Genomic DNA, 25,731 nt, shown 5'->3' with positions numbered 1-25,731 from the left:
AGCCTAATGGATCGCGGCCCCGCCGTGCCGTGCCGTTCGCTGGGTTGCCTCGAACGGCACAGCCCGGCTCAGTGCAGCTGGCTGCCCGGTGCCGCGCACCAGGACACCGGCAGGTCCTTGACCGCGGTGCCCCAGCCCTCGGTCGGCGCCCGCCCGTCCAGCGCGAAGCGCAGCTTCGGGCCCTGCTGCAGCTGGCTCCAGCCCAGCCATACCGGGGCATGTGCCTGGCCGTCGACCTGCACGCCCTGCACGTACTGCAGGCGGCGGCCATCGGCGCCAGGTGCCTCGATGCGCAGGGTGCGGCCATTGCCCAGCTCGACCTCGACCTTGGCAAAGCGCGGCGTATGCAGCAGGAACTCGCCGCTGCCCGGCACCGCCGGGTATACGCCGATCGCACTGAACAGGTACCAGGCCGACATCGTGCCGAGGTCATCGTTGCCGGTCACGCCGTTGGGTGCATTGGTGAACAGCTGCTGCGCTGCACGCACCACTGCTGCGGTCTTCCACGGCTGGCCGATCAGCGTGTACAGCCACGGCGAATGCAGGTCGGGCTCGTTGTTGGGGTTGTAGCGGAACTGGTTGTAATAGCTGTACGGCCCGACCACCCACTCCTTGCGGGCGGCATTGAGGGGGTCGGCCTGCAGAGCGTCCATGGCGAAGAAAGCATCCAGGCGGCGGCCGGCCTGTTCGCGGCCGTCCATCGCTTCGACCAGGCCCGGCACGTCCTGCTGCACCAGCCACTGGTACTGCCACGCCGTGCCTTCATGGAAACCGTGATGCGAGCGTGGGCTGTAATGGCCATCGGCCGGTGTGTACCACTGGCCATCTTCGGTACGCGGGCGCGGGAAGCCGGTAAAGCCGGTCTCGGCGTCGCGCACCTGCGGGTCCCATACCTTGCGCCAGTTGCGGCCGCGCTCACGCAGGACCGCCGCATCCTGGGCATGGCCGAGCCCATCGGCCATCTGCGAAAGCGCGCAGTCGGCCAGTGCGTACTCCAGCGTTGCCGAACCACCATGGTGGGGATCGACATCCATGCCCTTGGACGGGAACGCGCGATCGTAGACCACGTAGCCCTTGTCCAGGTAGGTCGGGTTGCCGGAGCGACCGGCAGCACGCGAGTTCAGCGGCGGCGTACCGAACGCATTGCGGCGCAGCGCATCCCATGCCTGCCCTTCGCGGCCCTTGAGCGCACCGAAGCGCCACAGGTCGACCATGAAGGGGGTGACCGGGTCACCGGTCATGATGTTGGTCTCGAAGTTGGCATAGCCCCAGCGCGGCAGCCAGCCGCCCTGCTCATCGATCGCCAGCAGGCTGCGGCCGATGTCGCGCGCCACGTCCGGGCGCGTCAGTGCCAGCCACTGGTTCTGTGCACGGTAGGTATCCCACAGCGAGAAGTACTCGTAGTAGGTCCAGCCATCGGCGCGATGGATGCCGTCGTCGTAACCGCGGTAACGGCCGTCGGCATCGCTGCCGGTGAGCGGCTGCAGCAGCGCGTGGTACAGCGCGCTGTAGAACACGGTGCGGTCATCGCCATTGCCGCCCTGCACGCGCACGCGTGCCAGCTGCTCACGCCACGATTGCTGCGACAGCGCGCGCATGCGATCGAAGCCCAGCAGCGCCCCGCCCTGCATGCCCTCGGCGCGCAGGTTGGTACGCGCACCTTCGGCATCCACGTGCGAGATCGCGCTGACGGCGGTGACCGACTGGCCCTTGGCCAAGTCGAAGCTGAGCCACGCGCCGTTGGGCTTCTGTTCGCCTTCCATGCTGTGGCGCGCGCCCGGCAGGCCGCCGCCCTCGCCCCAGGTGCCATGCGCCTTGAACGGGCGGTCGAACTCGATGCGGAACCAGGTGGTGTACTGGTGCCCACCGCAGAAGCTCTTGGTGACCAGCTTGCCTTCCACCACGCGGTCGCCCACCACATCGACCACACTGCCGATCACCGAGTGGCGCTCGTTGGCCTGACCGACATTGACCAGCACGTGGCCGTCGCCCTGGCGCTGGCTGAAGGTGTAACGCTCGGCAGCTGCGCGGGTGCGTGCGGTGGCTTCGGCGTCGATGCCGCCGTAGCTGGTCAGGCGCACCTTGTAGTAGCCGGCCTGGCCGATCTCACCGTCGTGGGTATAGGCCGACGCATAGGTCTTGTGATTGAAGGCTTTCGCATCGGCGGTATCGAAGTCGCCGCCGGGGCCGATCGAACCGGTCACCGGCAGCACCGAGACCTGCCCACCCTGCTCCCAGCAACCGGCGCCGGACAGGAAGGAGTGGCCGAAGCCGCGGATCTTGTCGTCGTCGTAGCGCCAGCCCGAATAGTGGCTGCCGATCGGGCTGACCTGGATCAGGCCGAACGGTGCCGAAGCACCGGGGAAGGTGTTGCCGTCATCCTTGCTGCCGATGAAGGTATTGACCTCGCGCTCCAGCGCGGCCGGTGCGGCCTGCAGCCAGGGCGTCACCGCCAGTGCCAGCAGGCAGGCGATGCGGGCCAGGGGCCGATGGGACAATGCCGACAGGCGGCGGGCGGGACGACGGCGGGACAACCTGGTCACGGGCAGGACTCCTTGGCGGCAGGGCGGCAGCGAAGAACCGGCCGCACAGGCCGAGCCCTCGTTTCCTTCGGTACAAATCCGCACCCCGGCGGATTTAGATCGATTCAAGTAGACCATGGGAATTTCGCCCAATGCATTCTGCGGCGCAGCATGAGCGGGGGGGGGCTTCGGCCGGGCTGCGCCCGGCACCCGCAGAGGCCGGAGCAACGGCGACGGCAACAGCAACGGCTGCATTCCGTGGGGTGGCGGGGTGGGTCCGGTTGCGGGGGACGCCGTAAACCCGTCCCTGGGGGCTTGGCCGCGGCATCCATGCCGCGGACACCCCCGCAACCGGACCCACCCCGCCTTCGACAGTTTTCGGCGATCTGTCGGAATCCTGGTGGGTGTCGGCCTTGGTCGACGCGTAGATCCACGCCACGCTTGGATGCTGTTCGATGAACTACCGAAATATTGATTTCGACGAATTTCATCCACGCAAGGCGTGGATGGATGTACCTACCGATTTCGAAATCATCGATTGGATTTCATCCATGCATGGCATGGATCCACGTGTCGACCAAGGTCGACACCTACCAACAGCAGCGGGAATCTGTCGAAGGCGGGGTGGGTCCGGTTGCGGGGGCGTGAGCGCCATGGATGGCGCGACCGAGCTTACAGGGACGTACTTGCAGCGTCCCCCGCAACCGGACCCACCCCGCCATCCCGCAGGAAACCAGCTGTTGCTGTTGCTGTTGCAGTTGCTGTGCTGTTGCCCTGGCCTGAAGGCCTCTGCGGGTGCCGGGACGCAGCCCGGCCGGCCCACCCCGTCTGCGCATGTAAACGCTTACAGCATTTTCCGCAAAGGGTCATTTGCTCGACACGTCGCTGCCATATTGCGCAGCAACATGCGCCGGCGCGTTGGCCGTGCTAAAAATCGCCCCGCCCATCGCTTAGATCGATCCAAGACGACATCGCGATGGCCCGGGAGTTGGGGAGCAGGACAGGACGTGCCACGCCACGTGCCGGGCGCTCGTTGCATCTGCAGGGCGAAGGCAAGATCGGCATCACGAATTAGATCGATTCAAGTTTCCGCGTCAGTCAGTCACCGGATCAATCCAGGAGAGAGGGAGAGATGGCAATGAAGCATTCAACACGTACGCAGGGCCACGACGCGTTGTCGCTGGCCATCGCGCTGGCCCTGGCCGCCGCCGTCGCCCCGCTTGGCGCTTCCGCGCAGCAGGCGTCAGCAACGACCGGCGCGCAGGACGCCACCACCCTGGACAGCGTCCAGGTCACCGGCTATCGCTACGCGATCGAAAAGAGCCTGCAGCAGAAGCGCGACGCCAACGCCGTGGTCGAAGTGATCACCGCCGAGGACGTTGGCAAGTTCCCCGACAAGAACGTGGCCGACGCGCTGCAGCGCGTGCCCGGCGTAGTCATCACCCGCAGCGGTGGCGAAGGCAAGTCGGTCAGCGTGCGCGGCCTCGCGCCCGACCTGACCCTGACCCAGTTGAACGGCAACTACGTCGCCTCGTCGGAAACCAACAACGAAGCTACCCGCTCGTTCAACTACACCCTGCTGCCGTCGAACATGCTGTCCAGCGCCGAGCTGTTCAAGTCGCCGGAAGCGCGCATCGACGAAGGCGGCATCGGCGGCACGGTGATCCTGCACACGCGCCGTCCGCTGGATATGGAAACCAATTCCGGCTACGTGAACCTGGAAGGCACCTCGTCCGACACCAGCCACGACGTCGACCCGCAGGTCTCGGCGCTGTACTCCTGGCACAGCAAGGACGAGCGCTTCGGCGTGCTGGTCGGCGTGACCCAGCAGAAGCGTACCAGCCGCACCATGGAGACCAGCACCGAGGACTACCAGTGGTACGGCAACAACACCACTGCGCGCGATGCCAACGGCAACCTGCTGGAACAGGATGGCATCCACTACTGGTGGGGCCAATCCGGTTTCAACAACCAGACCGGCACGAACTACAGTGAATTCTTCATGCCGACCTCGGTGAACTTCGCGGTGAAGGAAGAGAAGCGCGAGCGCAAGGGCGGCCAGCTGACCTTCCAGTTCAAGCCGATCGACAACCTGACCCTGACCGCGAACTACTTCCGCTTCGAACTGCAGGGTGACTACACCCAGAACATGCTGAAGGTGCCGGAGTGGAACCTGGCCCGCTACAACGGCGATGGCAACTGGGCCGGTGGGCGCCTGCTCAACGGGCTGAGCTTCGATCCCAGTGGCAGCATCGTCACCGGCGCGCAGTACGAAAAGCTTGCCGGCAAGACCTATTACTGCAGCGAAGACCAGGCCGCCGCGGCTGGCCTGCCGCCGGGTGGCTGGGGTCCGGATGACTGCACCATCCCCACCCCGCAGCTGACCGGTGGCTACAGCAAGGAAAAGGCGCTTTCGCAGACGGCCGACCTGACCGTCGACTGGGACATCAGCCCGCTGTGGAAGGCCAGCTTCACCGGCGGCCGCACCTGGTCCAAGGGTGGCCCGTCGATGAATTTCCGCATGTCGGCCAAGCCCCGCCGCAAGGTCGGTGACCAGTGGCAGGCGGGCAACCAGTACACCGCGTGGGACCTGACCGGCACGCCGTCGCTGACCGTCTCGCCGGACATCCAGCAGCAGCTGATGGCCGGCATCGCCGAGGTCGATACCGGCTCCACCGATTCGTCGTGGATGCAGACCGAGGTCAAGCAGAACTACTTCCAGGCCGACGTCACCAAGATGTTCGAAGCCGGCTGGCTGGATTCCATCCAGTTCGGCGCCAAGTACCGCGACGGCCAGGTGCACCGCAATACCGGCAACACCTACTGGGTCTGCCAGGGCCTGGACCCGGCCGACTATGACAACAATCGTTACCAGGCCGGTTGCGATCCGACCGCAGGCAATGCGCAGCCGGGCTTCTTCCTGTCCAACCCGATCAGCAACATCGCCGGTGGCTTCAATGCCAACGTGTTCCCCGGCATCAACTACCCGGCCTACATCGACTACCTCAACCAGACCTACGGTGGCTCGCACAACCGTACCGAGGAAGACTTTGTCTACGACGTCAACGAGAAGATCTACTCGGGTTACTTCCAGGCCAACTTCCGTACCGACCGCGTGCGCGGCAACGTAGGCGTGCGCGTGGTGCGCACCAAGCAGTTCGCCCAGTCCAGCGATTCGGTCGAACGTTTCAACGACTACTTCGTGGACAACGCCGCGGGTGCGCCGATGAGCTGCGATGACCCGGCTGCCGATCCGAACCTGCGTTGCCAGGGCGGCTTCGTGCGTCTGCCGGACAACCAGGTGCGCGACAAGGTCTATACCCTCAGCTCGCTGGAAAAGACCTATACCGACTTCCTCCCGAGCTTCAACATCGCCTGGGACATCACCGACAACCTGGTGCTGCGCGGCGCCGCGTCGAAGGTGATCGCGCGCCCGGGGTACACCAGCATCGCCTATCCGGGCGGCCTGCAGTACATCAGCCAGGAATACAGCAATGACCGTCGGGTCGCTGGCGGCACCGACACCCCCGGTTGGTACGGCTCGGGCAGCAACAAGGCACTGGAGCCGTTCAAGGCGGTGCAGTTCGACCTTGGCCTGGAGTGGTACTTCAAGCCGGGTTCGGTTGCAGGCGTGGCGTTGTTCCGCAAGAACGTGGACAACTTCACCGTGCCGGTCGTGCGCGACCAGCAGATGAGCGTCGGTGGTGAAACGGTGGTGGTGCAGAAGTACAGCACCGAAGCCAACGGCCGCGACGGTGTGTCGCAGGGCGTGGAGCTGTATGGCCAGTACACCTTCGACTTCGGTCTGGGCGTGCAGGCCAACTACACCTACAACGACACCAACCTGGCCTCGATCGTGCTTGATGGCGAAGAGATCGGTTCCTCGCCGCTGGTCGGCAGCGCCAAGAACCAGGCCAACGTCACCGTGTTCTACGAGAACGAGAAGTTCCTGGCCCGTGCCTCGTACAACCGTCGTGGCGAAGTGGTGGGCGGCCTCAACAACGGCCTGACCACCTACACCAAGCCGTACAGCCAGCTCGATCTGAACGTGGCCTACAACCTCACGCCGGACTGGACCGTGACCGCAGCAGTGCTCAACGCCACCAAGTCCGAGCTGCGCAGCTACATCGGCAACGACAGCCAGGCCCGACTGCTGTCCAACCTGTATGCCGGGCGCCAGCTGTACTTCGGCGTGAACTGGAAGTTCTAAGGCATTACCCCCGCCTGCGGGCGGGGACGATCCTCCACGGCAGCCGCGCTGGTACAGGTGGCTGCCGTTTTTCGTGGCCCCTGCACCGCGGGCCCCCTTGACCCTGCCATCGTTGCAAGGTGCACACTGCCTCCACCCCCAAGTGCATCGAAGGAGCTACAGATGGAATTCCATGTGGAAGGCATGACCTGCGGCGGCTGCGCGCGCAGCGTGACCAAGGCGATCGAGCTGGTCGACCCGGCGGCGACGGTGTCGGCCGACCCGCCCAGCCGCCGCGTGCAGGTGCAGACCTCGGCCAGCGAAGCGCAGATCATTGCAGCGCTGACCGACGCGGGTTTCCCGCCGCGCCCGGCCTGATCGCCTGAGCCACTGCATGAACGATGCCCGCCCCGTGCAACTGCCGGGGCGGGCGTTTTCTTTTCCGTATGTCGTCTTCAGGTCGTGCGCGCGCGCCTGCGTACCGCCCCGGTGGGCGCCGCCACCGGCGCAGCGCCCTCCTCGCCTTCGCCCAGCCGCTGCAGGATCGGGCACTCGGGACGATCATCGCCGGCGCAGCAGCTGATCAGTGATTTCAGCGTATCGGCCATCTGCCGCATGTTCTCGATGCGCTGTTCCAGATCATCGATGTGCTGCTCGGCCAGGCGCTTGACGTCGGCGCTGTGCCGCGAGGTGTCGTTCCACAGGCCCAGCAGGTCGGTGATCTCGGCCACTGAAAAGCCGAGATCACGCGCGCGACGGATGAAACGCAGCCGGTGCACGTCGGCCTGCGAATAGGCGCGATAGCCCGCGCCGGTGCGGTCAGCTGGCGGAATCAGGCCGATCTGCTCGTAGTAGCGGATCATCTTGGCCGACACGCTGGATGCCTTCGATGCTTCACCGATGTTCATGCCATCACTCCTTTACCGGGCCGCATGGGACGCCTCGACCATCGGTGCCTGGAAGCGCCGCAGGCGCAGCGCATTGCCGAGCACGAACACGCTGGACAGGGCCATGGCACCGGCGGCGAACACTGGCGACAGCAGGACGCCCCATACCGGGTACAGCGCACCCGCCGCGACCGGAATCAACGCGGTGTTGTAGGCGAAGGCCCAGAACAGGTTCTGGCGGATGTTGCCGATGGTCGCCTTCGACAGCGCGATGGCGTTGGGCACGCCCTGCAGGTTGCCGGACATCAGCACCACGTCGGCCGATTCCACCGCGACGTCGGTGCCGGTGCCGATGGCCAGCCCCACATCGGCCTCGGCCAGCGCCGGCGCATCGTTGATGCCATCACCGACGAACGCAATCTGCCCGTAGGCCGCCTTCAACCGGCGCACCGCCTCCACCTTGCCTTCCGGCAACACCTCGGCCACCACTTCATCGATGCCGAGCTGGCGGGCGATGGCCTGCGCGGTAGCGGCGTTGTCACCGGTAATCATGGCCACCTTCAAGCCAAGCTGGTGCAGCGCGGCAATGGCGGCCGGCGTACTCGGCTTGATCGGATCGGAGACGGCGAGGATCGCCGCCAGGCGGCCATCGATGGCGGCATATAGCGGCGACTTTCCTTCGTTGCCGAGGCGGTCGGCCAGCGCATCGAACGCGCCGATGTCCACGCCCAGCGAACGCATGAAGCGATCGGCACCCACTTCCACCCGCGCACCGTCGACGCTGGCACGCACGCCCATGCCGGTCACCGACTCGAAACCGACCATCGCCGGCAACGCGATACCCTCCTCGGTCGCCGCCTCGACAATGGCGCGGGCGATCGGGTGCTCCGAGCGCGACTCCACCGCCGCCACCCGTGCCAGCACCTGCGCGCGATCGAAGTCGTCGGCGATCTCCAGCTCGGTCAGCAACGGGCGGCCTTCGGTCAAGGTGCCGGTCTTGTCCACCGCCACCACCTTGGCGTCCTTCAACAGCTGCAGTGCCTCGCCCTTGCGGAACAGCACGCCCATCTCGGCGCCACGGCCGGTGCCGACCATGATCGAGGTCGGCGTGGCCAGCCCCATCGCGCATGGGCAGGCGATGATCAGCACGGCCACCGCGTTGACCAGCGCGAAGGTCAGCGCCGGCGACGGCCCGAAGATCAGCCACACCAGGAAGGTGGCCAACGCCGCCAGCATCACCGCCGGCACGAACCACAGCGTCACCTTGTCGACCACGGCCTGGATGGGCAGCTTGGAACCCTGTGCCTGTTCAACCAGACGGATGATCTGCGCCAGCATGGTCTGCCCACCTACCGCGGTCGCACGCAGGGTCAGCGCACCCTTCTGGTTGACGGTACCGCCGACCACGCTGCTGCCGGCCGACTTCTCCACCGGGATCGGCTCGCCGGTGATCATCGATTCGTCGACGAAGCTGCGACCGTCGGTCACCTCTGCGTCCACCGGCACGCGCTCGCCCGGACGCACTTCCAGCAGGTCGCCCAGCAGCACCTCGTTGATCGGAATATCGACGATGCGCCCTTCGCGGCTGACGTGTGCCACCTTGGCCTGCAGGTTGACCAGGCGCTTGATCGCCTCCGAGGTGCGGCCTTTCGCGCGCGCCTCCAGGAACCGGCCGAGCAGGATCAGCGCGACGATCACTGCCGCCGCTTCGTAGTAGACATTCACGGTGCCCGGCGGCAGCAGGCGCGGGATGAAGGTGGCCACCACCGAATAGCCGAACGCCGCCGCGGTACCCACCGCCACCAGCGAGTTCATGTCCGGTGCCAGGCGCAGCAGCGCCGGGAAGCCCTTCTGGTAGAAACGCCGGCCGGGAATGGCCAGGACCAGCGTGGTCAGCACGAACTGCAGGTACCAGCTGGCCTGAATGCCGATCGTGGACATCACCCAGTGGTGCATGCCGGGGATCAGGTGCGAGCCCATTTCCAATACGAACACCGGGGCCGCCAGCACGCTGGCCAGGATCAGGTCGCGCTTCAGCGCCACCCGCTCGGCATCCTTCTTTTCAGCCGCTTCCTCGTCGACCTGGGTACCGCCATCGATCGCGCGTGCCGCATATCCAACCTTGTCGATCGCCGCCACCAGTGCCTCGATGCCGGCAACGCCGCGCACGGTCGCACGCTCGGTGGCCAGGTTGACGCTGGCGTGGCTGACGCCCGGCACCGCCAACAGCGCGCGCTCCACGCGGCCGACGCAGGATGCGCAGGTCATCCCTTCCACGGCCAGTTCGGTGGTCGCGGCGGGTACTTCGTAGCCCACCTTCTCCACTGCCTGGATCAGCGCATCGCGGTCGACCGGACCAGAGGAACGGATGTCCGCGCGCTCGGTGGCCAGGTTGACCGACACGCTGGCGACCCCCTCGACCTTGGCCAGGGCCTCTTCAACGCGGCCAACACAGCTGGCGCAGGTCATGCCTTCGATCGGCAGGCTGATGGTGGAAGCCGTCTCGTGGACGGCGGTGGGGCTGGAGGTGCTCATGGCCTGGTTTCCCTGGTTCCATCTGGAGGATGGTGACCAGCCTAGACCTTGCCATCGTGGGAAGGTCAAATCCACCCCGCCCCGCCAACGACCCACCCATCCCGCGCGCGCCCAGTAGAGCCACGCCATGCGTGGCTGCCCGTCAAATCGTGGCTGTCGCCGGGCCATGCCCGGCGCCGCCCTCCCTCAGAACGTGAACACATACTCCAGCGCGAACTCGCGTCCCACCGCACCCAGCAGGCGGGTCGGGGCGAAATCGTAGTCGACCTTGTACGGGTCCTTGTGGTTCCAGCTGGTCGCATTGAACGCGTTGTTCACGTATAGATTGACCTTCATGAACTCGGTCACCTGGTAGCCGACGTTGAAGTTCCAGGTAATGAACGGCCCGACCCGGCCGTAATAGCGCGCCGTCTGCTGCCCCGCATTCGGGTTCGGATTGGCCGATCCATCCGGGCGCGTGGCGGGTTCCAGGCAGTTCAGCGACGGGCTGTCGCTGGGCACGTAGCCATCGGCGAATGGCAGGCAGCCGCCGGGGTTGTCCAGGCGGTCGGTGCCCCAGTGGTAGCGCACGCCCGGCACTGAACCGATGCGGTCGGCGTACACGTTCGCATTCCAGTTGCCACCCTGCCACGCCAGGCTGGCGCGCAGCTTGCTGCGCAGGTCACGGTCGCGACGCTCCGGGTTCGGGTCGTTGGCGTAGCGCTGCTCCTTCGTCGAGATCTGGTTGGTGTAGTTCACCCCCAGCTGGAAGCTGCCCCATGCGGCCGTCTCCAGGCGGTAGCGCGCGCTCAGGTCGATGCCGCGCACTTCGCGGCTGGCCAGGTTGAACGGCCCGCGCTCGATCGACACCAGCCGGCCGCTGCTGTCACGGCTCACCCGGGCCAGGATGCCAGCGCAGTAGGCCTCACCCGCCGGGTTCGCCCACGGCGTGCCATCCATGTTCCTGCCGGTCAGGCAGCCGGCCTCACTCGCCAGCACTTCGTCGGCACCGACGTCGACGATCATGTCTTCCAGCGTGATCGCCCAGTAGTCAGCGCTCATCGACAGGTTCGGCAGCACGTCCCACACGAAACCGACCGTCCACGAATCGCCGGTTTCCGAGCGCAGCAGCGGCGTACCCCGGCGGTTCACATCGAACGCGTACCAGACATCGGCATTGCCCACGCCGCAGTTGTTGACCAGGTAGGCGCCGCTCTCGATGCAGCGCAGCCGGTCGTAGGTCAGCACTTCGGAACTGCTGGCCTGCCCCAGCAGGTAGTGCATGTCCGGCGCGTGGAAGCTGGTCGCGTAGGAGCCGCGTACCAGCAGCGACTCGAACGGCCGCCATTCCAGGCCGGCGTTCCAGGTGGTTTCCTTCTGGCTGCCGATATCCAGCGCTTCGCCGCCGCTGTCGGCCTTGTAGCTGCCGTACCGGTCGTAGCGTGCCGCCGCGGTGGCGATCAGGCTGTCGGCCAACGGAATCTTGAACTCGACGCCCGCCGAATAACGCGTACGCTCGCCACCGCCGCGATCGACGTTCTGCAGATCGAAATCGATGCCCGCGCGCGGGTCCGGGCTGAGGTGATAGCCCTGCTTGGCCACTTCGGCTACCGCTGCGAACGAGATCGGACCGGCCCAACCCTGGAACAGTTCACCGGTGATGTCGGCCGACGCCTGGTTGACGTAGGACGACGCACGGTTCTTCGCCACCGTGCCCATCTGCCAGTACTGGTCCGGGGTGATCGGGTTCCACCAGCGCGACTCGTTCAAGGCGTAGATCGCCTCGCCATCGCCGGTGGTGCCCAGCCGTGGGCCGAGGAAGAAGTCGTACGACTTCTGCTCGTCGACCACGTTCTGCCGCTCCTCGACGCGGTAGTAGGAACGGCCGACCGTGGCGCTCCAGTCGAAGCGATCGGCCAGGCGCCCGCGCAGGCCTGCGCTGATATCCCACGACAACTCGCGGTTGGTATTGCGCAGCGTGTCCAGGCCACCGACTTCGTTCGGGGTGAACTGGCGCACGCCGAGCACCGGGCGATTGCGGTTGGCATCCCAGTAGTAACCGTTGGCATCGTCGATCAGCGACACGCTCGGCGGATTGGTGCCCCAGATCGCCTCGGAACGGTAGACCGCCAGGTTGCTCCAGGCCTGCAGATCGTTGCCGAAATCGAAGGTGGCATACAGGTTGCCCGACAGGTTCTCCGAGCCTCCGGTCAACAGCCAGTTGGCGTAGTCGGCGCTCATGCCGCAGAGGCGGCCGGTGTTGCTCACCGTATTGGCGTTATAGTTGTAGACCAGGCGGTCGGCGGTGTAGTACTCGCCAGCAAATTTCTCGCAGGTGCCGTCCGGCGGCGCCAGGCGCTGGCCGTTGCTGGGGTCGATCAACGCCAGGCCAGCGGCGGGACGGAAACCGACCTTGCGCTGTTCCATGTTCCAGGACGGGTACAGCGCATCGTCGGCGTCGTCCATCTGCGGCCGGTCACGGCCGAACAGCGGATCGCGCTTGGTGTACTGCAGGGCGTAGGTCACGCTCCAGTTGTCGCCGGTCTTGCCGCCCGCCCAGGACAGATCCCATGTATCACGCCCGCCTTCGGTGGAGGTGCCGCCGCGCACGCGCACCTCGTCGCCGTCGTAGTTGGTCTTGAGGATGACGTTGACCACGCCGGCGATGGCGTCCGAACCGTAGATCGCCGAGGCGCCGCCAGTCAGCACTTCGATGCGTTCGACCGCCGCCGCCGGAATGTTGCTGTAGTTGGAGAAATTGGTCTCGCCGCCATAGGGCAGCGGATAGTCGGCCACGCGGCGGCCATTGACCAGCAGCAGGCTGCGGTTGGGGCCCATGCCGCGCAGGTTCAGGCCACTCGCATTGGGGGTGTGCGAGCCCCACTGCGACGCCGCCTCGACCGTGCCGGTCGCCTCGGTCAGGGTCTTCAGTGCGTCGTAGACGGTGACGAAGCCTTCCTTCTGGATCTGTGCGGCGCTGATCACGTTGACCGGGGCCGGGCCCTCGACGCTGGCACGCTTGATGCGCGAACCGGTGACGGTGACCGCATCAAGATCCTTGGTGGGCGACGGGGCCGCGTCCTGTGCGCCAGCGGCGAACGGCAGCAGGGCCAGGGCGAGGGCGTGGGACAGCAGATGACGGCGGTTGCGGACGGACTGAGCCATGGGTGGTTGCTCTTGGATGGTGGACGCGCGGTCGGATGGCGATCCCGGGCGTTGAATCGATCCATCTCGATTCGACCGCCCTCCCCTGTGGATCGATCCAAACTAAAGCACAGCTGAACCACGCCCAGCATGCGGCGGCGCAGCATCCGCCCGACACGCGTCGTTATCGCCTGTTGGGCTGCAGATGAATCAATGGGTTGCACGACATCATTATGGAAGCGGCACAGAAGTCGATGACACGATCACGACACCCGCGCGCGGAACGGTTTTGTCCGTGATCGGGCTGCGTGTTCGCCGGGCATGGCCCGGCGCTACCGCGGATGCATCCATCGCGGTGCCGACCCGCCCCGGTAGCGCCGGGCCATGCCCGGCGGATGCGCTCAGCCGTCGAGCGCCTTCCGCAGCGCACTCACCGTGGCGGTGTCTGTCTGGCTCCAGTCCGGGTCCAGCCCGCGCAGGGCCGGGTTCTGGAACTGCATGGCCGAACGTCGTTGCGCCTTGGCCGAGGCATGCAGTTCGAGACAGCCGGTCTTCCGCGCCACGGCGGCGATGTTGCCCGGGCCCAGCCCTGCGCCGGCCATGACGCTGATCCTGCCGGCGGCCCGCGCGACCAGCGCGGCCAGTACATCGGCACCGGCGTCGGCGCTGGCCTGGCCGCCGGACGTCAGCACCCGCTGGCAGCCCAGCCCGATCACCTGCTCCAGCGCCGCCGGCAGATCGCGCGCGGCGTCGAAGGCACGGTGGAAGGTCACCTGCAACGGGCCGGCCGCGTGCAGCAGTTCGCGGCACAGCGGCAGGTCGATATCGCCCTGCGCATCCAGCGCACCGATCACCACGCCATCGCAGCCCAGTGCGCGGCACTGGGCGATGTCGCGCAGCATCAGCTCGGTTTCCAGCGCGTCGTAGTGGAAATCCCCCGGACGCGGTCGCACCAGCACGAACAATGGAATCTGCAGCCGCTCGCGGGCGATGGCGATGCTGGCAAACGACGGCGTGGTACCGCCTTCGGCAAGGTTGTCGAACAGTTCGATGCGATCTGCGCCACCGGCCTGCGCGGCCAGCGCCGAAGCCACCGAATTGCTGGCGATCTCCAACGTCAGGCGTGCGCTCACGTCTGCGTGATCGTATAGATCGACGGTGAGTCGCGCAGGTCGTCCTGGCGCTGCGCATCGCACACCGCGTAGACGAAGCCGTGATGCAGTGCATAGGCACCCACTTCGCCCTGCTTGTTCATGGCCAGGAAGCAGACCTGCAGCGTGCGGCTGGCCTCGGGGCGCTTGCGCACCACCCGGTCGATCGCTTCGCGGCAGGCCTGTGCCGGCGAACGGCCCTGGCGCATCAGCTCGACCACCAGGAACGAGGCCGCGTTGCGGATCATCTCCTCGCCCACGCCCGAAGCAGTGGCCGCGCCCACGTCGTTGTCCACGTAAAGGCCGGCGCCGATGATCGGGCTGTCGCCGACCCGGCCATGCAGTTTCCAGGCCATGCCGCTGGTGGTGCAGGCGCCGGCCAGGTTGCCCTTGGCGTCCAGTGCCAGCATGCCGATGGTGTCGTGGTTGTCGCTGTTGCCGGGAAGACCGCGGCGCTCGGCATTGATCTGCGGGGCGTACTTTTCGGTCTTCAGCCACTCACGCCAGGCCGCTTCGGCCTTCGGCGTCAGCAGGTGCTGGCGCTGGAAGCCCTGCTGCACGGCGAACTGCTGGGCGCCCTCGCCCACCAGCAGCACATGCGGGCTGTTCTCCATCACCCTGCGGGCCACCGACACCGGGTGCAGGATGTCGACCAGCGCAGCAACCGCGCCACAGCGGCCGTCACCATCCATGATGCTGGCGTCCAGGCTCAGCACGCCGTCGCGGTCAGGGTTGCCACAATGGCCGACAGTAGGGTTGCACAACTCGCTTTCGGCCCAGCGTGCACCGGCTTCCACCGCATCCAGCGCACTGCCGCCCTGCGCCAGTACCTTCCACGCGGCCTGGTTGGCCGGCACGCCGAAGTCCCAGGTCGAGACCACCTTGGCGCCACCGCGCGTACGCGCCTTCACCACCGGCAACGCTGCCACGCCTGCGGCCAGTGCACCGGCCTGCAAAAACTGCCTGCGATCCACCATCTTCGCCTCCGTCTGCATGCTGCGCCTGCCGGCCCGATGCCGGCAGCGCCGATCAATCGTGCGCGGGGGTCCGCGCTGCGTGCCAGGCTGCCGCACCGAGCACACCCAGCTGGCCATGTTCGACGCGCCACACCGGCACCTGGCGCAGCACGTCGGTCAGCACCCCCTTGTTGAGGAAGCGCTCACGGAAACGGCCGTCGGCCAGGAAGTCCTGCACATGGGTGGAAATGCCGCCGGCCAGGTACACCGAGCGCGCGCCCACGGCGATCGCCGCGTCACCGGCCAGGCTGCCCAGCCAGGCGCAGAACACCTGCAGGGTTTCCACTGCCAGCGCGTCGTCGCCTTGCCGCGCAGCCGCGATCAGCGCTTCGGTGCTGGTCCATTGCGGAGCCACGCCGCGCAGTTCGCACAGGCAGGGATACAGGTTCATCAGGCCGCTGCCGGACAGCACGCGTTCGTTGTCCACATGCGGCCAGCGCTGCAGCAGCTGGCCCAGCACATGCAGTTCCAGCGCATTGCCGGCACCCAACGCAGCGTGGCCGATTTCGCTGGCCAGCACCGGGCGCTCGCCATCGGCGAAGCGCAACGCGGCGCCCAGGCCGGTGCCCGGCCCCAGCACCAGTGCCGGGAAGGTCTTGGCCGGATCGGCATCGCCATTCAGCGGCACCAGCGTGTCGGCCTGCAGGTAGGGAATGGCCAACGCCACTGCTTCGAAATCATTGATCAGCTGCAGGTCGGGCAGGCCCGACTCGCGGCGCGTCGCCGACAGGGACACGGTCCACGGCAGATTGGCATTGATCAGGGTATCGCCGTCGAGCAGGCCGGCGATGGCGACCACCGCACTGGCCATCGGCTGGCCGAGACTGGCGGTGAAATCGGCCAGGATCGCCGCCAGGCTGGGGTGGTCGGCGCAGGCATAGGTGCGGTAGCTACCCAGCCGCGGCGCCTGCCCCGGCAGGGTCTCGGCCAGCGCAAGACGGGCGAAGGTACCGCCGACATCGGCGACGACCAGGCTGCGGGAGACGCCGCTGCGGACGGACTCGGATGGCGCCGGGGACACTGCTGCAACGTTCACGCTGGCCTGCTTGGATCGATTGAATCGTGCCGATTCTCAGGCATTGGACGGCCTTTGCCTAGCGCGGCGACAGCGCCGCCCGGGGTCACATGCCTTCCTGCTCGGCCACCTGCACACCGTCCACCAGCACCCGCAGGCGCTGCGGGCGGAACCCGGCGAACAGCAGCGGCCGGGTCCGCTCCACCAGCACTTCATGGCCGGCGATATGGCGCTGCCACGACTGTACCAGTGAGAACGAGAAGTGCGTGCCCGGATGCAGCGGGTGCTGCACCCAGACCTTCTCGCTGGCGCTCTGCAGCATCATCGCGCCGGTGAACCAGTGGCGGCTGAGGGTGACCGGCGTGGTGCCGGCCATGAAGCGGATATCCATGCTGCGTCCTTTCGTGATGGAAGTTGGTGATGGCAGCCCGGCCCGCGCTCAGGGCTGCGCGGTCTGCAGGCTGTAGCTGGTGCTGGCGGTGAACACCGCACCATCGGGCTGGGTGGAGCGCACCTCGACCTTGTGGCTGCCCACGGCCAGGTCGGTCGGCAACGCGCCACGCCACAGGTGCGGCGAGGCGGTGGCTTCCGGAGAGCGGTCGTAACCGCGCAGCGTGGAAGCCAGGTCGTCGGCAACGTTCTCCACCAGCAGGCGCGGATCGGGCTGGCTGACCTGCTTCATCGGCTGCCAGGCGCCGCCATCGACGCGGTACTCGACCACGCTGGCGTCCTCGCCCATGTACACGTTGGCATAGATGCCCCACGCCGGGTACGCGCCCTTGCGCAGCACCTTCGGTGCATGCAGGCCGATCTGCTCGCTGGCGGCCGCACCGGCCACCCGGTACTGCAGGCGATAGCTGCCGTTGCCGGCCACGTCCAGCAACGCATAGCCCTTCGGCGTGCCGTCGCTCATGGTGCTGTCCGGTACGCCGGCGGCATTCTTCACGCCCGACCAGAACGCACCGCAGTTGGCACCGACGTTGTACTCGTGCAGCGGCCTGGCGCCCTGCCAGCCGTCGGCTTTACCGTGATAGACGTGCTGCTGGGTGTGGCTGTGGCCACTGAGCACCAGCACGTTGCGGAAGTCCTTCAGCAGGTCGAACAGGCGCTGGCGGTCGGCATGGCGGAAGGTCTCGCGCCCCGGTGCCGCATCGAACAGCGGAATGTGCATGCCCAGCACCAGCAGGCGGTCCTTGTGCATGCCCTTCAGGTAGGCCGCAAGGAAAGCGAACTGATCCTCGCGCAGGCCACCGACATACCTGGGCTTGGCGTTGGGGTCGTACACCACGTCGTCGAGGAACACAAAACTGGCGCCGCCCTCTTCCACTGCATAGGTATCGGGGCCGTAGATGTTGCGCCAGCTGTCCAGCGAATGCGCATCATTGGCCGCGTCGACATCCAGGTCGTGGTTGCCGGGTACGTGGAACCACGGCACGCCGAGTTCGGTGGTGACCTTGTTGATCGCCGGGTACAGGGTCAGGTCGTCGTTGACGATGTCGCCCAGCGTGGTACCCAGCCGCGCCTTGGTCTGGCCCACCAGCGGCGCCACGATCGACTGCCGGTAGTAGCCGATGTCCTGCAGGCTGGCGGTCTGCGAGTCGGTGAACACCAGCATCTGGAAACCACGGCGGCTGTCATGCCGGTCGTTCTGCAGGGCGAAGTCCCAGTTGCGGGCAACGTCACTGGTCGCGGCGATGCCACCGTACTTCAGCGCCGGAGAACCATTGGGCCGATAGTGCCGCCAGAACGACGGCAGGCCGTCGGCGGCCTTCGGGAAGGAATACGCATCGGGCTTGATCACGAAGACCGTCTGCCCGTCACGCACAGGCAGGCTGTAGCTGCCGTCGGCGGCGGTCTTGACGATGGTTTCGCCGTTGGACACCTGCACGCCGGCCAGGCCCGGATCGGTCGCACCGCGGCCCGGCTTGCCGTCACGCTCCAGATAGACCTTGCCGCTGACCACGGTATCGGCGGCCCAGGCCGGCGAGGTCAGCAACAGGCAGCACAGCCAGGCGGCAGGCAGTTTCATGGGGGCGGTCCGGGAAAAAGAGACCGCCTATTGTAGATTCCGGCGATGACATCGCGCACGCGATTGCCGCTTTTCCTGTCGTGCCGGCCGCTGGCCGGCATTCCACCAGGCGTCCCACGAACATCAGGTTGCCGGCCAGCGGCCGGCACTACCGCACCTCTAACGATGGCGCTTTTCCAGCACGTCGCGGGCATCTTCCAGCGACAGCCCGCGCGCGCGCAGCAGCACCAGCAGGTGGTACAGCAGGTCCGACGCCTCGCCCAGGAAGGCCTCATCGTCCTGCGCCACCGCGGCCAGCGCCGTCTCCACGCCTTCCTCGCCCACCTTCTGCGCGATGCGGCGGATGCCACCTTCGAACAGGGACGTTGTATAGCTGCCGGAGGGGCGCAGTGCCTCGCGCACGGCCACCAGCTGGTCCAGGCCGCCGAGGAAGTCCTTCGGCGCGCCATCGAAGCAGCTTTCCGCGCCGGTGTGGCAGGTCGGGCCTGCCGGGCGCGCCAGCACCAGCAGCGTATCGGCATCGCAATCGACGCTGATCGACTGCACCGCCAGCACATTGCCGGACTGCTCGCCCTTGGTCCAAAGACGCTGCTTGCTGCGGCTGAAGAAGGTCATGTGGCCGATGGCCAGCGTCGCTGCCAGCGACTCGGCGCTGACGTAACCCAGCATCAGCACCTGCAGGGTATCGGCGTCCTGCACAACGGCCGGCAGCAGCCCATCGCCCTTGTCCCAGTCCAGCGTTTCCAGCGCCTGCGGCGACGGCCGCACATCAATAGACATCCCGCACCTCGATCTGCTGCTCGCGCAGGTAGCGCTTCAAGTCGGCAATGGCGATGGCGCCACTGTGGAATACGCTGGCCGCCAGCGCACCGTCAACGTCGGCCTGGTCAAAGGCCTGGGCGAAGTGCTCCATCGTACCCGCACCGCCCGATGCGATGAGGGGCACCTGGCACAGCGCACGTGCCTGGCGCAGCTGCTCGACGTCATAGCCACGGCGCACGCCATCGCTGTCCATGCAGTTCAGCACGATCTCGCCGGCACCCCGGCGCTGCGCCTCGACGATCCAGTCCAGCGTGCGCAGCGGCACTGCCTGGGTTCTGTCCGGGTCGCCGCTGAAACGGCGCACGCGCCACTGGCCATCGTCCTCGCGTACCGAGTCGACACCGACCACCACGCACTGCACGCCGAATTCTCCGGCCAGTTCGGTGATCAGTTCCGGGCGGCCCAGCGCGGGTGAATTGATCGAAATCTTGTCCGCGCCGGCGAACAGCACGCGACGCGCGGTCTCGACGCTGTCGATGCCGCCGGCCACGCAGAACGGGATATCGATCAGGCGCGCGATGCGCTCGATCCAGGCCACGTCCACCGACCGCGCCTCCGGGCTGGCGCCGATGTCATAGAACACCAGCTCGTCGGCACCCTGGTCGCGATAGCGCTGCGCCAGTTCGGCGATGTCCCCCATGTCGACGTGATCGCGGAAACGCACGCCCTTGACCACGCGGCCATCGCGCACGTCCAGGCACGGAATGATGCGGCGGCTCAGCATGCCAGCGCCTCCGCCAAGTCCATGCGCTGTTCCAGCAATGCCTTGCCGAGGATCGCGCCACCACAACCGGCGGCCTGTGCCGCAGCCACGTCGGCCACATCGCGGATGCCGCCCGACGCCTGTACCGCCACGCCCGGCAGCAACGCTGCGAGGTGCTGGTACAGGCTGATGTTGGGCCCGGCCAGCATGCCATCGCGGGCGATGTCGGTGCACAACAGGTGACGCATGCCGGCCTGTGCATAGCGCTCGGCCAGCGCATCCAGGGTCACCCCCGCGTTCTCGGTCCAGCCATGCACCGGCAGCTGCCATTGCCCTTGCGCGTCCTGCCGTGCATCGAGGGCGATGGTCAGCCGCTCCGGGCCGAACTCGCCCAGCCAGCCGATCACCTGCGCCGGCTCGCGCACCGCCAGTGAGCCGATCACCACGCGGCTGGCACCCGCATCGAGGATGCGTGCCACGTCGTCACGGCCACGCACGCCGCCACCGGTCTGCACCTGCAGCGGGGTCTGCGCACGGATCGCGGCCAACAGCGGCGCCAACGTGTAGCCACCGGCACGTGCGGCATCCAGATCGACCAGGTGCATCCACTGTGCGCCCTGCGTGGCGAACGCCTGCGCACGCGGCAGCGGGTCGTCGCCATAGTGGGTTTCCTGCGCGTAGTCGCCCTGACGCAGCCGCACGACGCGGCCGTCGCGGATATCCAGTGCGGGGTAGACGATGAAACTCATGCAGCGGTGCCCTCGAGGAAATTGCGCAGCATCAGCGAACCGGTATCGCCGGACCGCTCGGGATGGAACTGGGCGCCGAAGTAGCGGCCCTGCTCGACCACGGCGGTGAACAGGCCGCCGTGATCACAGGCGGCAACGGTATGGCTGTTCAGCGGCGCGGCATAGCTGTGCACGAAGTACGCACTGGCGCGCTCGGGAACCCCCTGCAGCAGCAGCGACGGGCGCAGCGGCAGCAGCCGGTTCCAACCCATGTGCGGCACGCGGATGCCACAGGCCGGCACCAGCTTGCGCACCACGCCGGGGATCAATCCCAGCGTATCCACGCCGGCCTCTTCGGAGCGGTCAAACAACAGCTGCATGCCCAGGCAGATGCCCATCAAGGGCACCTGCAGCTGGCGCAACGGCTCGACCAGGCCCTGCGCATGCAGGCGCTGCATGCCGGGGCCGGCCGCGCCGACGCCGGGCAGGATCACCCGTTGCGCGCCGGCCAGGCCTTCGGCATCGCGGACCAGCTTCACCGTCGCACCGAGCCGTTCCAATGCGTAGCGCACCGAACCCAGATTGGCACCGCCGGCATCGATCAGCACGACCTCGCTCACAGCGCCCCCTTGGTGGTCGGCAAGGCGGTGCCCTGCCGCGCCAGTGCCGGCCGCAGTGCACGTGCCAGGGCCTTGAAGCAGGCTTCAACCTTGTGGTGGTCGTTGTCGCCACGCACCTGCAGGTTGAGGTTCAGCCCGCTGGCATCGCACAGCGAACGGAAGAAGTGCGGGACCAGCTCGGTCGGCATGTCGCCCACGCGCTCGCGCTTGAACTCGCCTTCGAATACGAAATATGGGCGGCCGCTGAAGTCCAGCGCAGCACTGGCCAGGGTTTCATCCATCGGCAGGGTGAAGCCGTAACGGCCGATGCCGCGCTTGTCGCCCAGCGCCTCGCGCAGGGCCTGGCCCAGTGCAAGGCCGGTGTCTTCGATGGTGTGGTGTTCGTCGATGTGCAGGTCGCCCTCGGCGCGGATGTCCAGGGCGAAACCGCCGTGCTTGCCGATCTGTTCCAGCATGTGGTCGAAGAACGGCAGGCCGGTGTGGATGTGCGCATCACCGGCACGGTCCAGATCCAGTTCGACGCGGATCTTCGTCTCCTTGGTATTGCGCTGGACCACCGCCGTGCGTGGTGCATCGGCCAGTGCGTGGGCGATGCCCGGCCAGTCCCACTCGCCGCCGAACTGTTCGGTGCGCAGCTGGAAACCACGGATGTTGAGGTTGTCGGCGAACTGCAGGTCGGTGATGCGGTCGCCCACCATGCCCGAGCGCGCCCAGTCGATGCTGCGGTCCTGCAGGTAGGCCGTCATCAGGCCGATGCCCGGCTTGCGCGTCGGCGCGTTGTCGTGCGGCCAGCTGCAGTCGACCAGCACGTCACGGAAGACGATGCCCTGGCTTTCGAAGATCTGCAGCATCAGGTCATTGGGGCCATCGAAGCTGGCGCGCGGGTAGCGCTCGCTGCCCAGACCGTCCTGGTTGGTGACGATCACGAACTGGTAGCCGGCATCGCGCAGCTTCAGCAGCGCCGGGATCACCTGCGGCACGAAGCGCAGCTTCTCGTAGGCGTCGATCTGGAAATCCGCCGGCTCCTCGATGAGGGTGCCGTCGCGGTCAATGAACAGGATCGGCGTCATGCCGCGGCCCTCCGCGCCGACAGGGCCGCAAGCACGCGGTCGTTCTCTTCGGGGCTGCCGATGCTGATACGCAGTGCATCGCCCAGCTGCGGTGCGGCGCGCTGGTCGCGCACCACCACGCCAGCAGCAAGCAGCGCGTCGAACGCCGCCTGCGCATCGGCAAAGCGGACCAGCAGGTAGTTGCCGGCCGAGGCGTATACCCGGCCGATGCCAGGCAGGCCCTGCAGGCCGTGGTGCAGGCGCTCGCGCTCGGTGACGACCGTGGCTACCCGCTCAGCGGTGCGCGCAAGCGCGGCCGGCTGCAGCGCCTGCGCGGCCAGCTCGGCGCACGGCGTCGGCACCGGGTACGGCGCCTGGCATCGGCGCAGCACGGCAATCAGTTCCGGCGCGGCGATCAAGGTGCCGATACGCGCGGCGGCCAGTGCGTGCGCCTTGGACAACGTGCGCAGCACCGCCAGGTTGGCGTGCGCGGCAAGCAGCGTGGTCGCTGAAGCGCGCTGCGCGTACTCGACATAGGCCTCGTCCACCACCACCAGCGCCTGCCCGCGCAGGGCACGAGCCACCCTTTCGATCTCGGGCAGCGGAATATCGCTGCCGGCAGGATTGGACGGCGCGCACAGGAAAACGAGCTTGGCGCCCTGCCCCTTCGCAGCGGCAATCACCGCATCCAGGTCCGTGCGCAGGCCGTCGCCATCGTCAATCAGCGGCACCTCGATCAACGGCGCACCCTGCAACCGCGCACAGACTGCGTACATGCCGAATACCGGCGGCGTCACCAGCACGCCATCGCGGCCCGGCGCGCACAGGGCGCGCACCAGCAGATCGATCGCCTCGTCGCTGCCACGGCCTACCAGCAGCTGTTGCGGCTGCACGCCGTACAGCGACGCCAGCACATCACGCAGCGCAGCCGGCTGCGGCTCCGGGTAGCGGCGGCAGCCCCCAGTGGCGTCGGCCGGGTTGGCCCACGCCGATTCGTTCGCGTTCAACCACACCTCGCCCTGCACCGCGCTGCTGCGCGCCGAACTGTAGCCGGCAAAGGCCTGCAGGTCCGGCCGTACAAGTGCCAGCACGCCGTCGATATCCGCGCTCATGCGGCCACCTCCATGCGCAGTGCCACCGCACGTTCGTGCGCATCCAGTCCTTCGGCGCTGGCGATGATGCGCGCGCAGCCACCGATCGCGGCCAGGCCAGCGGCGGTCGCGCTCTGTACGCTGATCAGGTTCTGGAAGCTGGCCACGCTGACGCCACTGTAGGCGCGCGCGGCACCGGCGGTGGGCAGCACGTGGTTGGTGCCGCTGCAGTAGTCACCCAGTGCTTCCGGCGTGTAGTCGCCGAGGAACACCGAACCGGCCGCCTGCACCTGGTCCAGCCACGCGCGCGGTTCGCGCAGGGCCAGGATCAGGTGTTCGGGGGCGTAGCGGTTGCTGATCGCAAACGCATCGGCCAGCGATTCCACCTGGATCAACTGCGATGCCGACAGCGCCTGGCGGGCGATGTCCTGCCGCGGCAGCAGGGCCACCTGGCGTTCAACTTCGGCCTCGACCGCGGCCAGCATCGCCGCGTCATCGGTCAGCAGCAGCACCTGGGAATCCGGGCCGTGCTCGGCCTGCGACAGCAGATCGGCGGCAACGAATGCAGGGTTGGCACCGGCATCGGCGATCACCAGCACTTCCGAGGGACCGGCCGGCATGTCGATGGCGGCGGCACCGTCCTGTGCCACCTGCTGCTTGGCTTCGGTGACGAAACTGTTGCCCGGCCCGAACAGCTTGTCGCTGGCCGGGATGCTTTCGGTGCCATAGGCCATCGCCGCGATCGCCTGCGCACCACCCAGCTTGAACACGCGTTGCACACCGGTCAGGCGCGCGGCCACCAGCACCGCCGGATCGGCCGTACCGTCGGCACGCGGCGGGGTGCACAGCACCACCTGTGGGCAAGTGGCCAACTGCGCCGGCACGCCCAGCATCAGCGCAGTGGACGGCAGTGGCGCACTACCGGCCGGCACGTACAGGCCAACCCGGCCGATCGGCCGCAGCATGCGCTCGCAGACCACGCCCGGCGCGGTTTCCACCGTATAGCCCTGGCCCATGCCGGCCGCGTGGAAGCGGGTGATGCGTTCGGCCGCTTCCACCATGGCCTGGCGCAGCTCGGCCGGCACCGCGGCATCGGCAGCTGCGAACTCGGCTGCGGAAACTTCGAAATCCTGCAGATCCACGCCATCGAAGCGCGCGGTGATCGCGCGCAGCGCGGCGTCGCCCTGCGTGCGCACCTGCGCGATCAGCGCGGCCACCGCATCACGGGTCTGCTGCGCCACGGTCTGCACCGGGCGGGTCAGCGCCGCGCTGCGTGCGGCCTCGTCAAGTTGCGACCAGATCAGACGATTCATGCCAGCGACCGCTCCACGCTCAGTACCATCAGGCCCTGGGCGCCGGCGCGCTCCAGCTCTTCCATGCGCTGCCAGGTCAAAGGACCGGGGCACATGGTCTGCAGGCGCAATGCACCGCCATCGGCAGGCAAACGCACCAACGGTTCGGCATCGGCCAGCAGCTGCGACAACGCGTCGACGCGGTCCTCGCTGGCGCGGAACATCAGCAGCTTGCGGTCCTGCCGCTGCACCACACCGTCCAGGCGGCGCAGCAGCATGCTGCGCAGCGCGCCGCGCGCATCATCGGGAACGCGTACCGCACCGGCCAGCACGGCTTCGCTGTCGAGCAGGTTGTGCACCGGGGTGAGCTGGTTGGCACGCAGCGTGGCGCCGCTGGAGACCAGGTCGCAGATCAGGTCGGCGGTGCCCAGGCGCGGCGCGATCTCCACCGATCCGGACAGTTCCACCACCTGTGCGTCCACGCCCTGCGCGGCCAGCCACTGCTTGAGGATGGCCGGGTAGCTGGTGGCGATGCGGGTACCGGCCAGTTGTGCCGGCCCCTGCCATTGCCAGTCTTCCGGCACCGCCAGCATCAAGCGGCACTGGCCAAAGCCCAGCCCGCGCAATGCCTGGTAGGCATCGGCCAGGCCGATCTGGCGACGCGCGGCCGCCTGTTCGTCCAGTTCATTGCGGCCGACGATGCCCAGGTCGCAGACGCCATCGGCGATCAGGCCGGGAATGTCGTCGTCGCGCACCAGCAGCAGGTCCACCGGCAGTGATTCGCCGTAGCAGAACAACTTGTCGCGGCTCTCGCGCCAGCTCAGGCCACAGGCACTGAGCAGGTTGCGGGCGGGCTCGGCCAGCCGGCCACTCTTCTGGATGGCGATACGCAGCCGGTCTCGCGCCGGCGCTGCCTGGGTTGCACTCATGGGGGAGGTCTCGAAGTCTGGAACGGGGCG

The 25,731-nt window shown here is 67.3% G+C and carries 19 protein-coding genes; 2 read left to right on the top strand and 17 right to left on the bottom strand.

Annotated elements, in window-relative coordinates; genetic code table 11:
- Window positions 1-68: 68 nt before the first annotated feature.
- On the bottom strand, window positions 69-2,543 hold the full coding sequence (locus ACUXVE_RS14355) for a GH92 family glycosyl hydrolase (protein ID WP_445514651.1): 2,475 nt from the start codon (window positions 2,541-2,543) through the stop codon (window positions 69-71).
- A gap of 1,111 nt (window positions 2,544-3,654) precedes the next feature.
- On the opposite strand from ACUXVE_RS14355, the gene ACUXVE_RS14350 reads away from it, so the two are divergent.
- Both ACUXVE_RS14350 and ACUXVE_RS14345 read left to right on the top strand, forming a co-directional pair.
- Entirely contained in the window at window positions 3,655-6,732 is a 3,078-nt protein-coding gene (locus ACUXVE_RS14350) for a TonB-dependent receptor (protein ID WP_445514650.1), read from the top strand.
- Window positions 6,733-6,894: 162 nt separating this feature from the next.
- Entirely contained in the window at window positions 6,895-7,089 is a 195-nt protein-coding gene (locus ACUXVE_RS14345) for a heavy-metal-associated domain-containing protein (RefSeq protein ID WP_222389775.1), read from the top strand.
- Window positions 7,090-7,166: 77 nt separating this feature from the next.
- Here ACUXVE_RS14345 and cueR read toward each other — a convergent pair whose 3' ends face one another.
- From cueR to hisG, 16 genes are all read right to left on the bottom strand, one after another.
- The gene (cueR, locus tag ACUXVE_RS14340) at window positions 7,167-7,619 is read right to left on the bottom strand and encodes a Cu(I)-responsive transcriptional regulator (RefSeq protein ID WP_117310278.1); all 453 of its coding nucleotides are present in this window, start codon (window positions 7,617-7,619) and stop codon (window positions 7,167-7,169) included.
- A 12-nt stretch (window positions 7,620-7,631) separates the two neighbouring features.
- The gene (locus tag ACUXVE_RS14335) at window positions 7,632-10,133 is read right to left on the bottom strand and encodes a heavy metal translocating P-type ATPase (protein ID WP_445514649.1); all 2,502 of its coding nucleotides are present in this window, start codon (window positions 10,131-10,133) and stop codon (window positions 7,632-7,634) included.
- Window positions 10,134-10,319: 186 nt separating this feature from the next.
- The gene (locus tag ACUXVE_RS14330; RefSeq protein WP_222389780.1) at window positions 10,320-13,277 is read right to left on the bottom strand and encodes a TonB-dependent receptor plug domain-containing protein; all 2,958 of its coding nucleotides are present in this window, start codon (window positions 13,275-13,277) and stop codon (window positions 10,320-10,322) included.
- A gap of 380 nt (window positions 13,278-13,657) precedes the next feature.
- Window positions 13,658-14,389 carry a copper homeostasis protein CutC gene (locus tag ACUXVE_RS14325; protein WP_093819671.1) on the bottom strand — a complete coding sequence of 244 codons (732 nt, stop codon included), beginning with the start codon at window positions 14,387-14,389 and terminating at the stop codon, window positions 13,658-13,660.
- Window positions 14,386-15,384 carry a N(4)-(beta-N-acetylglucosaminyl)-L-asparaginase gene (locus ACUXVE_RS14320; protein ID WP_222389783.1) on the bottom strand — a complete coding sequence of 333 codons (999 nt, stop codon included), beginning with the start codon at window positions 15,382-15,384 and terminating at the stop codon, window positions 14,386-14,388. The genes ACUXVE_RS14325 and ACUXVE_RS14320 overlap by 4 nt, the downstream gene beginning before the upstream one ends.
- Before the next feature lie 52 nt (window positions 15,385-15,436).
- Entirely contained in the window at window positions 15,437-16,459 is a 1,023-nt protein-coding gene (locus ACUXVE_RS14315) for a glucokinase (protein WP_222389784.1), read from the bottom strand.
- An 85-nt stretch (window positions 16,460-16,544) separates the two neighbouring features.
- Window positions 16,545-16,829: a hypothetical protein gene (locus tag ACUXVE_RS14310; protein ID WP_025874818.1), complete on the bottom strand. Its 285-nt coding sequence runs from the start codon at window positions 16,827-16,829 to the stop codon at window positions 16,545-16,547.
- A gap of 48 nt (window positions 16,830-16,877) precedes the next feature.
- Entirely contained in the window at window positions 16,878-18,467 is a 1,590-nt protein-coding gene (locus ACUXVE_RS14305) for a calcineurin-like phosphoesterase C-terminal domain-containing protein (protein WP_222389785.1), read from the bottom strand.
- Between the two features lie 159 nt (window positions 18,468-18,626).
- Window positions 18,627-19,247: a bifunctional phosphoribosyl-AMP cyclohydrolase/phosphoribosyl-ATP diphosphatase HisIE gene (hisIE, locus tag ACUXVE_RS14300; RefSeq protein WP_222389786.1), complete on the bottom strand. Its 621-nt coding sequence runs from the start codon at window positions 19,245-19,247 to the stop codon at window positions 18,627-18,629.
- Window positions 19,237-20,013, bottom strand: a complete 777-nt coding sequence (gene hisF, locus ACUXVE_RS14295) for an imidazole glycerol phosphate synthase subunit HisF (RefSeq protein ID WP_445514648.1) — start codon at window positions 20,011-20,013, stop codon at window positions 19,237-19,239. Before hisF ends, hisIE begins: the two co-directional genes overlap by 11 nt.
- Window positions 20,007-20,741, bottom strand: a complete 735-nt coding sequence (gene hisA / locus ACUXVE_RS14290; RefSeq protein ID WP_032975531.1) for a 1-(5-phosphoribosyl)-5-[(5-phosphoribosylamino)methylideneamino]imidazole-4-carboxamide isomerase — start codon at window positions 20,739-20,741, stop codon at window positions 20,007-20,009. Before hisA ends, hisF begins: the two co-directional genes overlap by 7 nt.
- A complete protein-coding gene (gene hisH, locus ACUXVE_RS14285) occupies window positions 20,738-21,340 on the bottom strand; it encodes an imidazole glycerol phosphate synthase subunit HisH (protein ID WP_025874829.1) in 603 nt (200 codons plus the stop codon). The genes hisA and hisH overlap by 4 nt, the downstream gene beginning before the upstream one ends.
- Window positions 21,337-22,410: a bifunctional histidinol-phosphatase/imidazoleglycerol-phosphate dehydratase HisB gene (hisB, locus tag ACUXVE_RS14280; RefSeq protein ID WP_059064075.1), complete on the bottom strand. Its 1,074-nt coding sequence runs from the start codon at window positions 22,408-22,410 to the stop codon at window positions 21,337-21,339. The genes hisH and hisB overlap by 4 nt, the downstream gene beginning before the upstream one ends.
- Entirely contained in the window at window positions 22,407-23,501 is a 1,095-nt protein-coding gene (gene hisC / locus ACUXVE_RS14275; protein WP_445514647.1) for a histidinol-phosphate transaminase, read from the bottom strand. Before hisC ends, hisB begins: the two co-directional genes overlap by 4 nt.
- Window positions 23,498-24,793: a histidinol dehydrogenase gene (gene hisD / locus ACUXVE_RS14270; protein ID WP_445514646.1), complete on the bottom strand. Its 1,296-nt coding sequence runs from the start codon at window positions 24,791-24,793 to the stop codon at window positions 23,498-23,500. Before hisD ends, hisC begins: the two co-directional genes overlap by 4 nt.
- Window positions 24,790-25,701 carry an ATP phosphoribosyltransferase gene (gene hisG, locus ACUXVE_RS14265; RefSeq protein ID WP_033830971.1) on the bottom strand — a complete coding sequence of 304 codons (912 nt, stop codon included), beginning with the start codon at window positions 25,699-25,701 and terminating at the stop codon, window positions 24,790-24,792. Before hisG ends, hisD begins: the two co-directional genes overlap by 4 nt.
- Window positions 25,702-25,731 lie beyond the last annotated feature (30 nt).

The organism is Stenotrophomonas sp. 3(2025), assembly GCF_052665395.1.
The sequence above is the reverse complement of the archived record's forward strand: the minus strand, read 5'-3'. Positions and strand labels throughout refer to the sequence as shown.

Excerpts from the sequence above, each read along its gene's own strand:
- ACUXVE_RS14350 (WP_445514650.1), top strand. The coding sequence starts at position 3,655 with ATGGCAATGAAGCATTCAACACGTACGCAGGGCCACGACGCGTTGTCG.
- ACUXVE_RS14310 (WP_025874818.1), bottom strand. The coding sequence starts at position 16,829 with ATGGATATCCGCTTCATGGCCGGCACCACGCCGGTCACCCTCAGCCGC.
- ACUXVE_RS14335 (WP_445514649.1), bottom strand. The coding sequence starts at position 10,133 with ATGAGCACCTCCAGCCCCACCGCCGTCCACGAGACGGCTTCCACCATC.
- hisD (WP_445514646.1), bottom strand. The coding sequence starts at position 24,793 with ATGAATCGTCTGATCTGGTCGCAACTTGACGAGGCCGCACGCAGCGCG.
- ACUXVE_RS14345 (WP_222389775.1), top strand. The coding sequence starts at position 6,895 with ATGGAATTCCATGTGGAAGGCATGACCTGCGGCGGCTGCGCGCGCAGC.
- ACUXVE_RS14305 (WP_222389785.1), bottom strand. The coding sequence starts at position 18,467 with ATGAAACTGCCTGCCGCCTGGCTGTGCTGCCTGTTGCTGACCTCGCCG.
- hisB (WP_059064075.1), bottom strand. The coding sequence starts at position 22,410 with ATGACGCCGATCCTGTTCATTGACCGCGACGGCACCCTCATCGAGGAG.
- cueR (WP_117310278.1), bottom strand. The coding sequence starts at position 7,619 with ATGAACATCGGTGAAGCATCGAAGGCATCCAGCGTGTCGGCCAAGATG.
- hisA (WP_032975531.1), bottom strand. The coding sequence starts at position 20,741 with ATGAGTTTCATCGTCTACCCCGCACTGGATATCCGCGACGGCCGCGTC.
- hisG (WP_033830971.1), bottom strand. The coding sequence starts at position 25,701 with ATGAGTGCAACCCAGGCAGCGCCGGCGCGAGACCGGCTGCGTATCGCC.
- hisIE (WP_222389786.1), bottom strand. The coding sequence starts at position 19,247 with ATGTCTATTGATGTGCGGCCGTCGCCGCAGGCGCTGGAAACGCTGGAC.
- ACUXVE_RS14320 (WP_222389783.1), bottom strand. The coding sequence starts at position 15,384 with ATGGTGGATCGCAGGCAGTTTTTGCAGGCCGGTGCACTGGCCGCAGGC.
- hisF (WP_445514648.1), bottom strand. The coding sequence starts at position 20,013 with ATGCTGAGCCGCCGCATCATTCCGTGCCTGGACGTGCGCGATGGCCGC.
- hisC (WP_445514647.1), bottom strand. The coding sequence starts at position 23,501 with ATGAGCGCGGATATCGACGGCGTGCTGGCACTTGTACGGCCGGACCTG.
- ACUXVE_RS14330 (WP_222389780.1), bottom strand. The coding sequence starts at position 13,277 with ATGGCTCAGTCCGTCCGCAACCGCCGTCATCTGCTGTCCCACGCCCTC.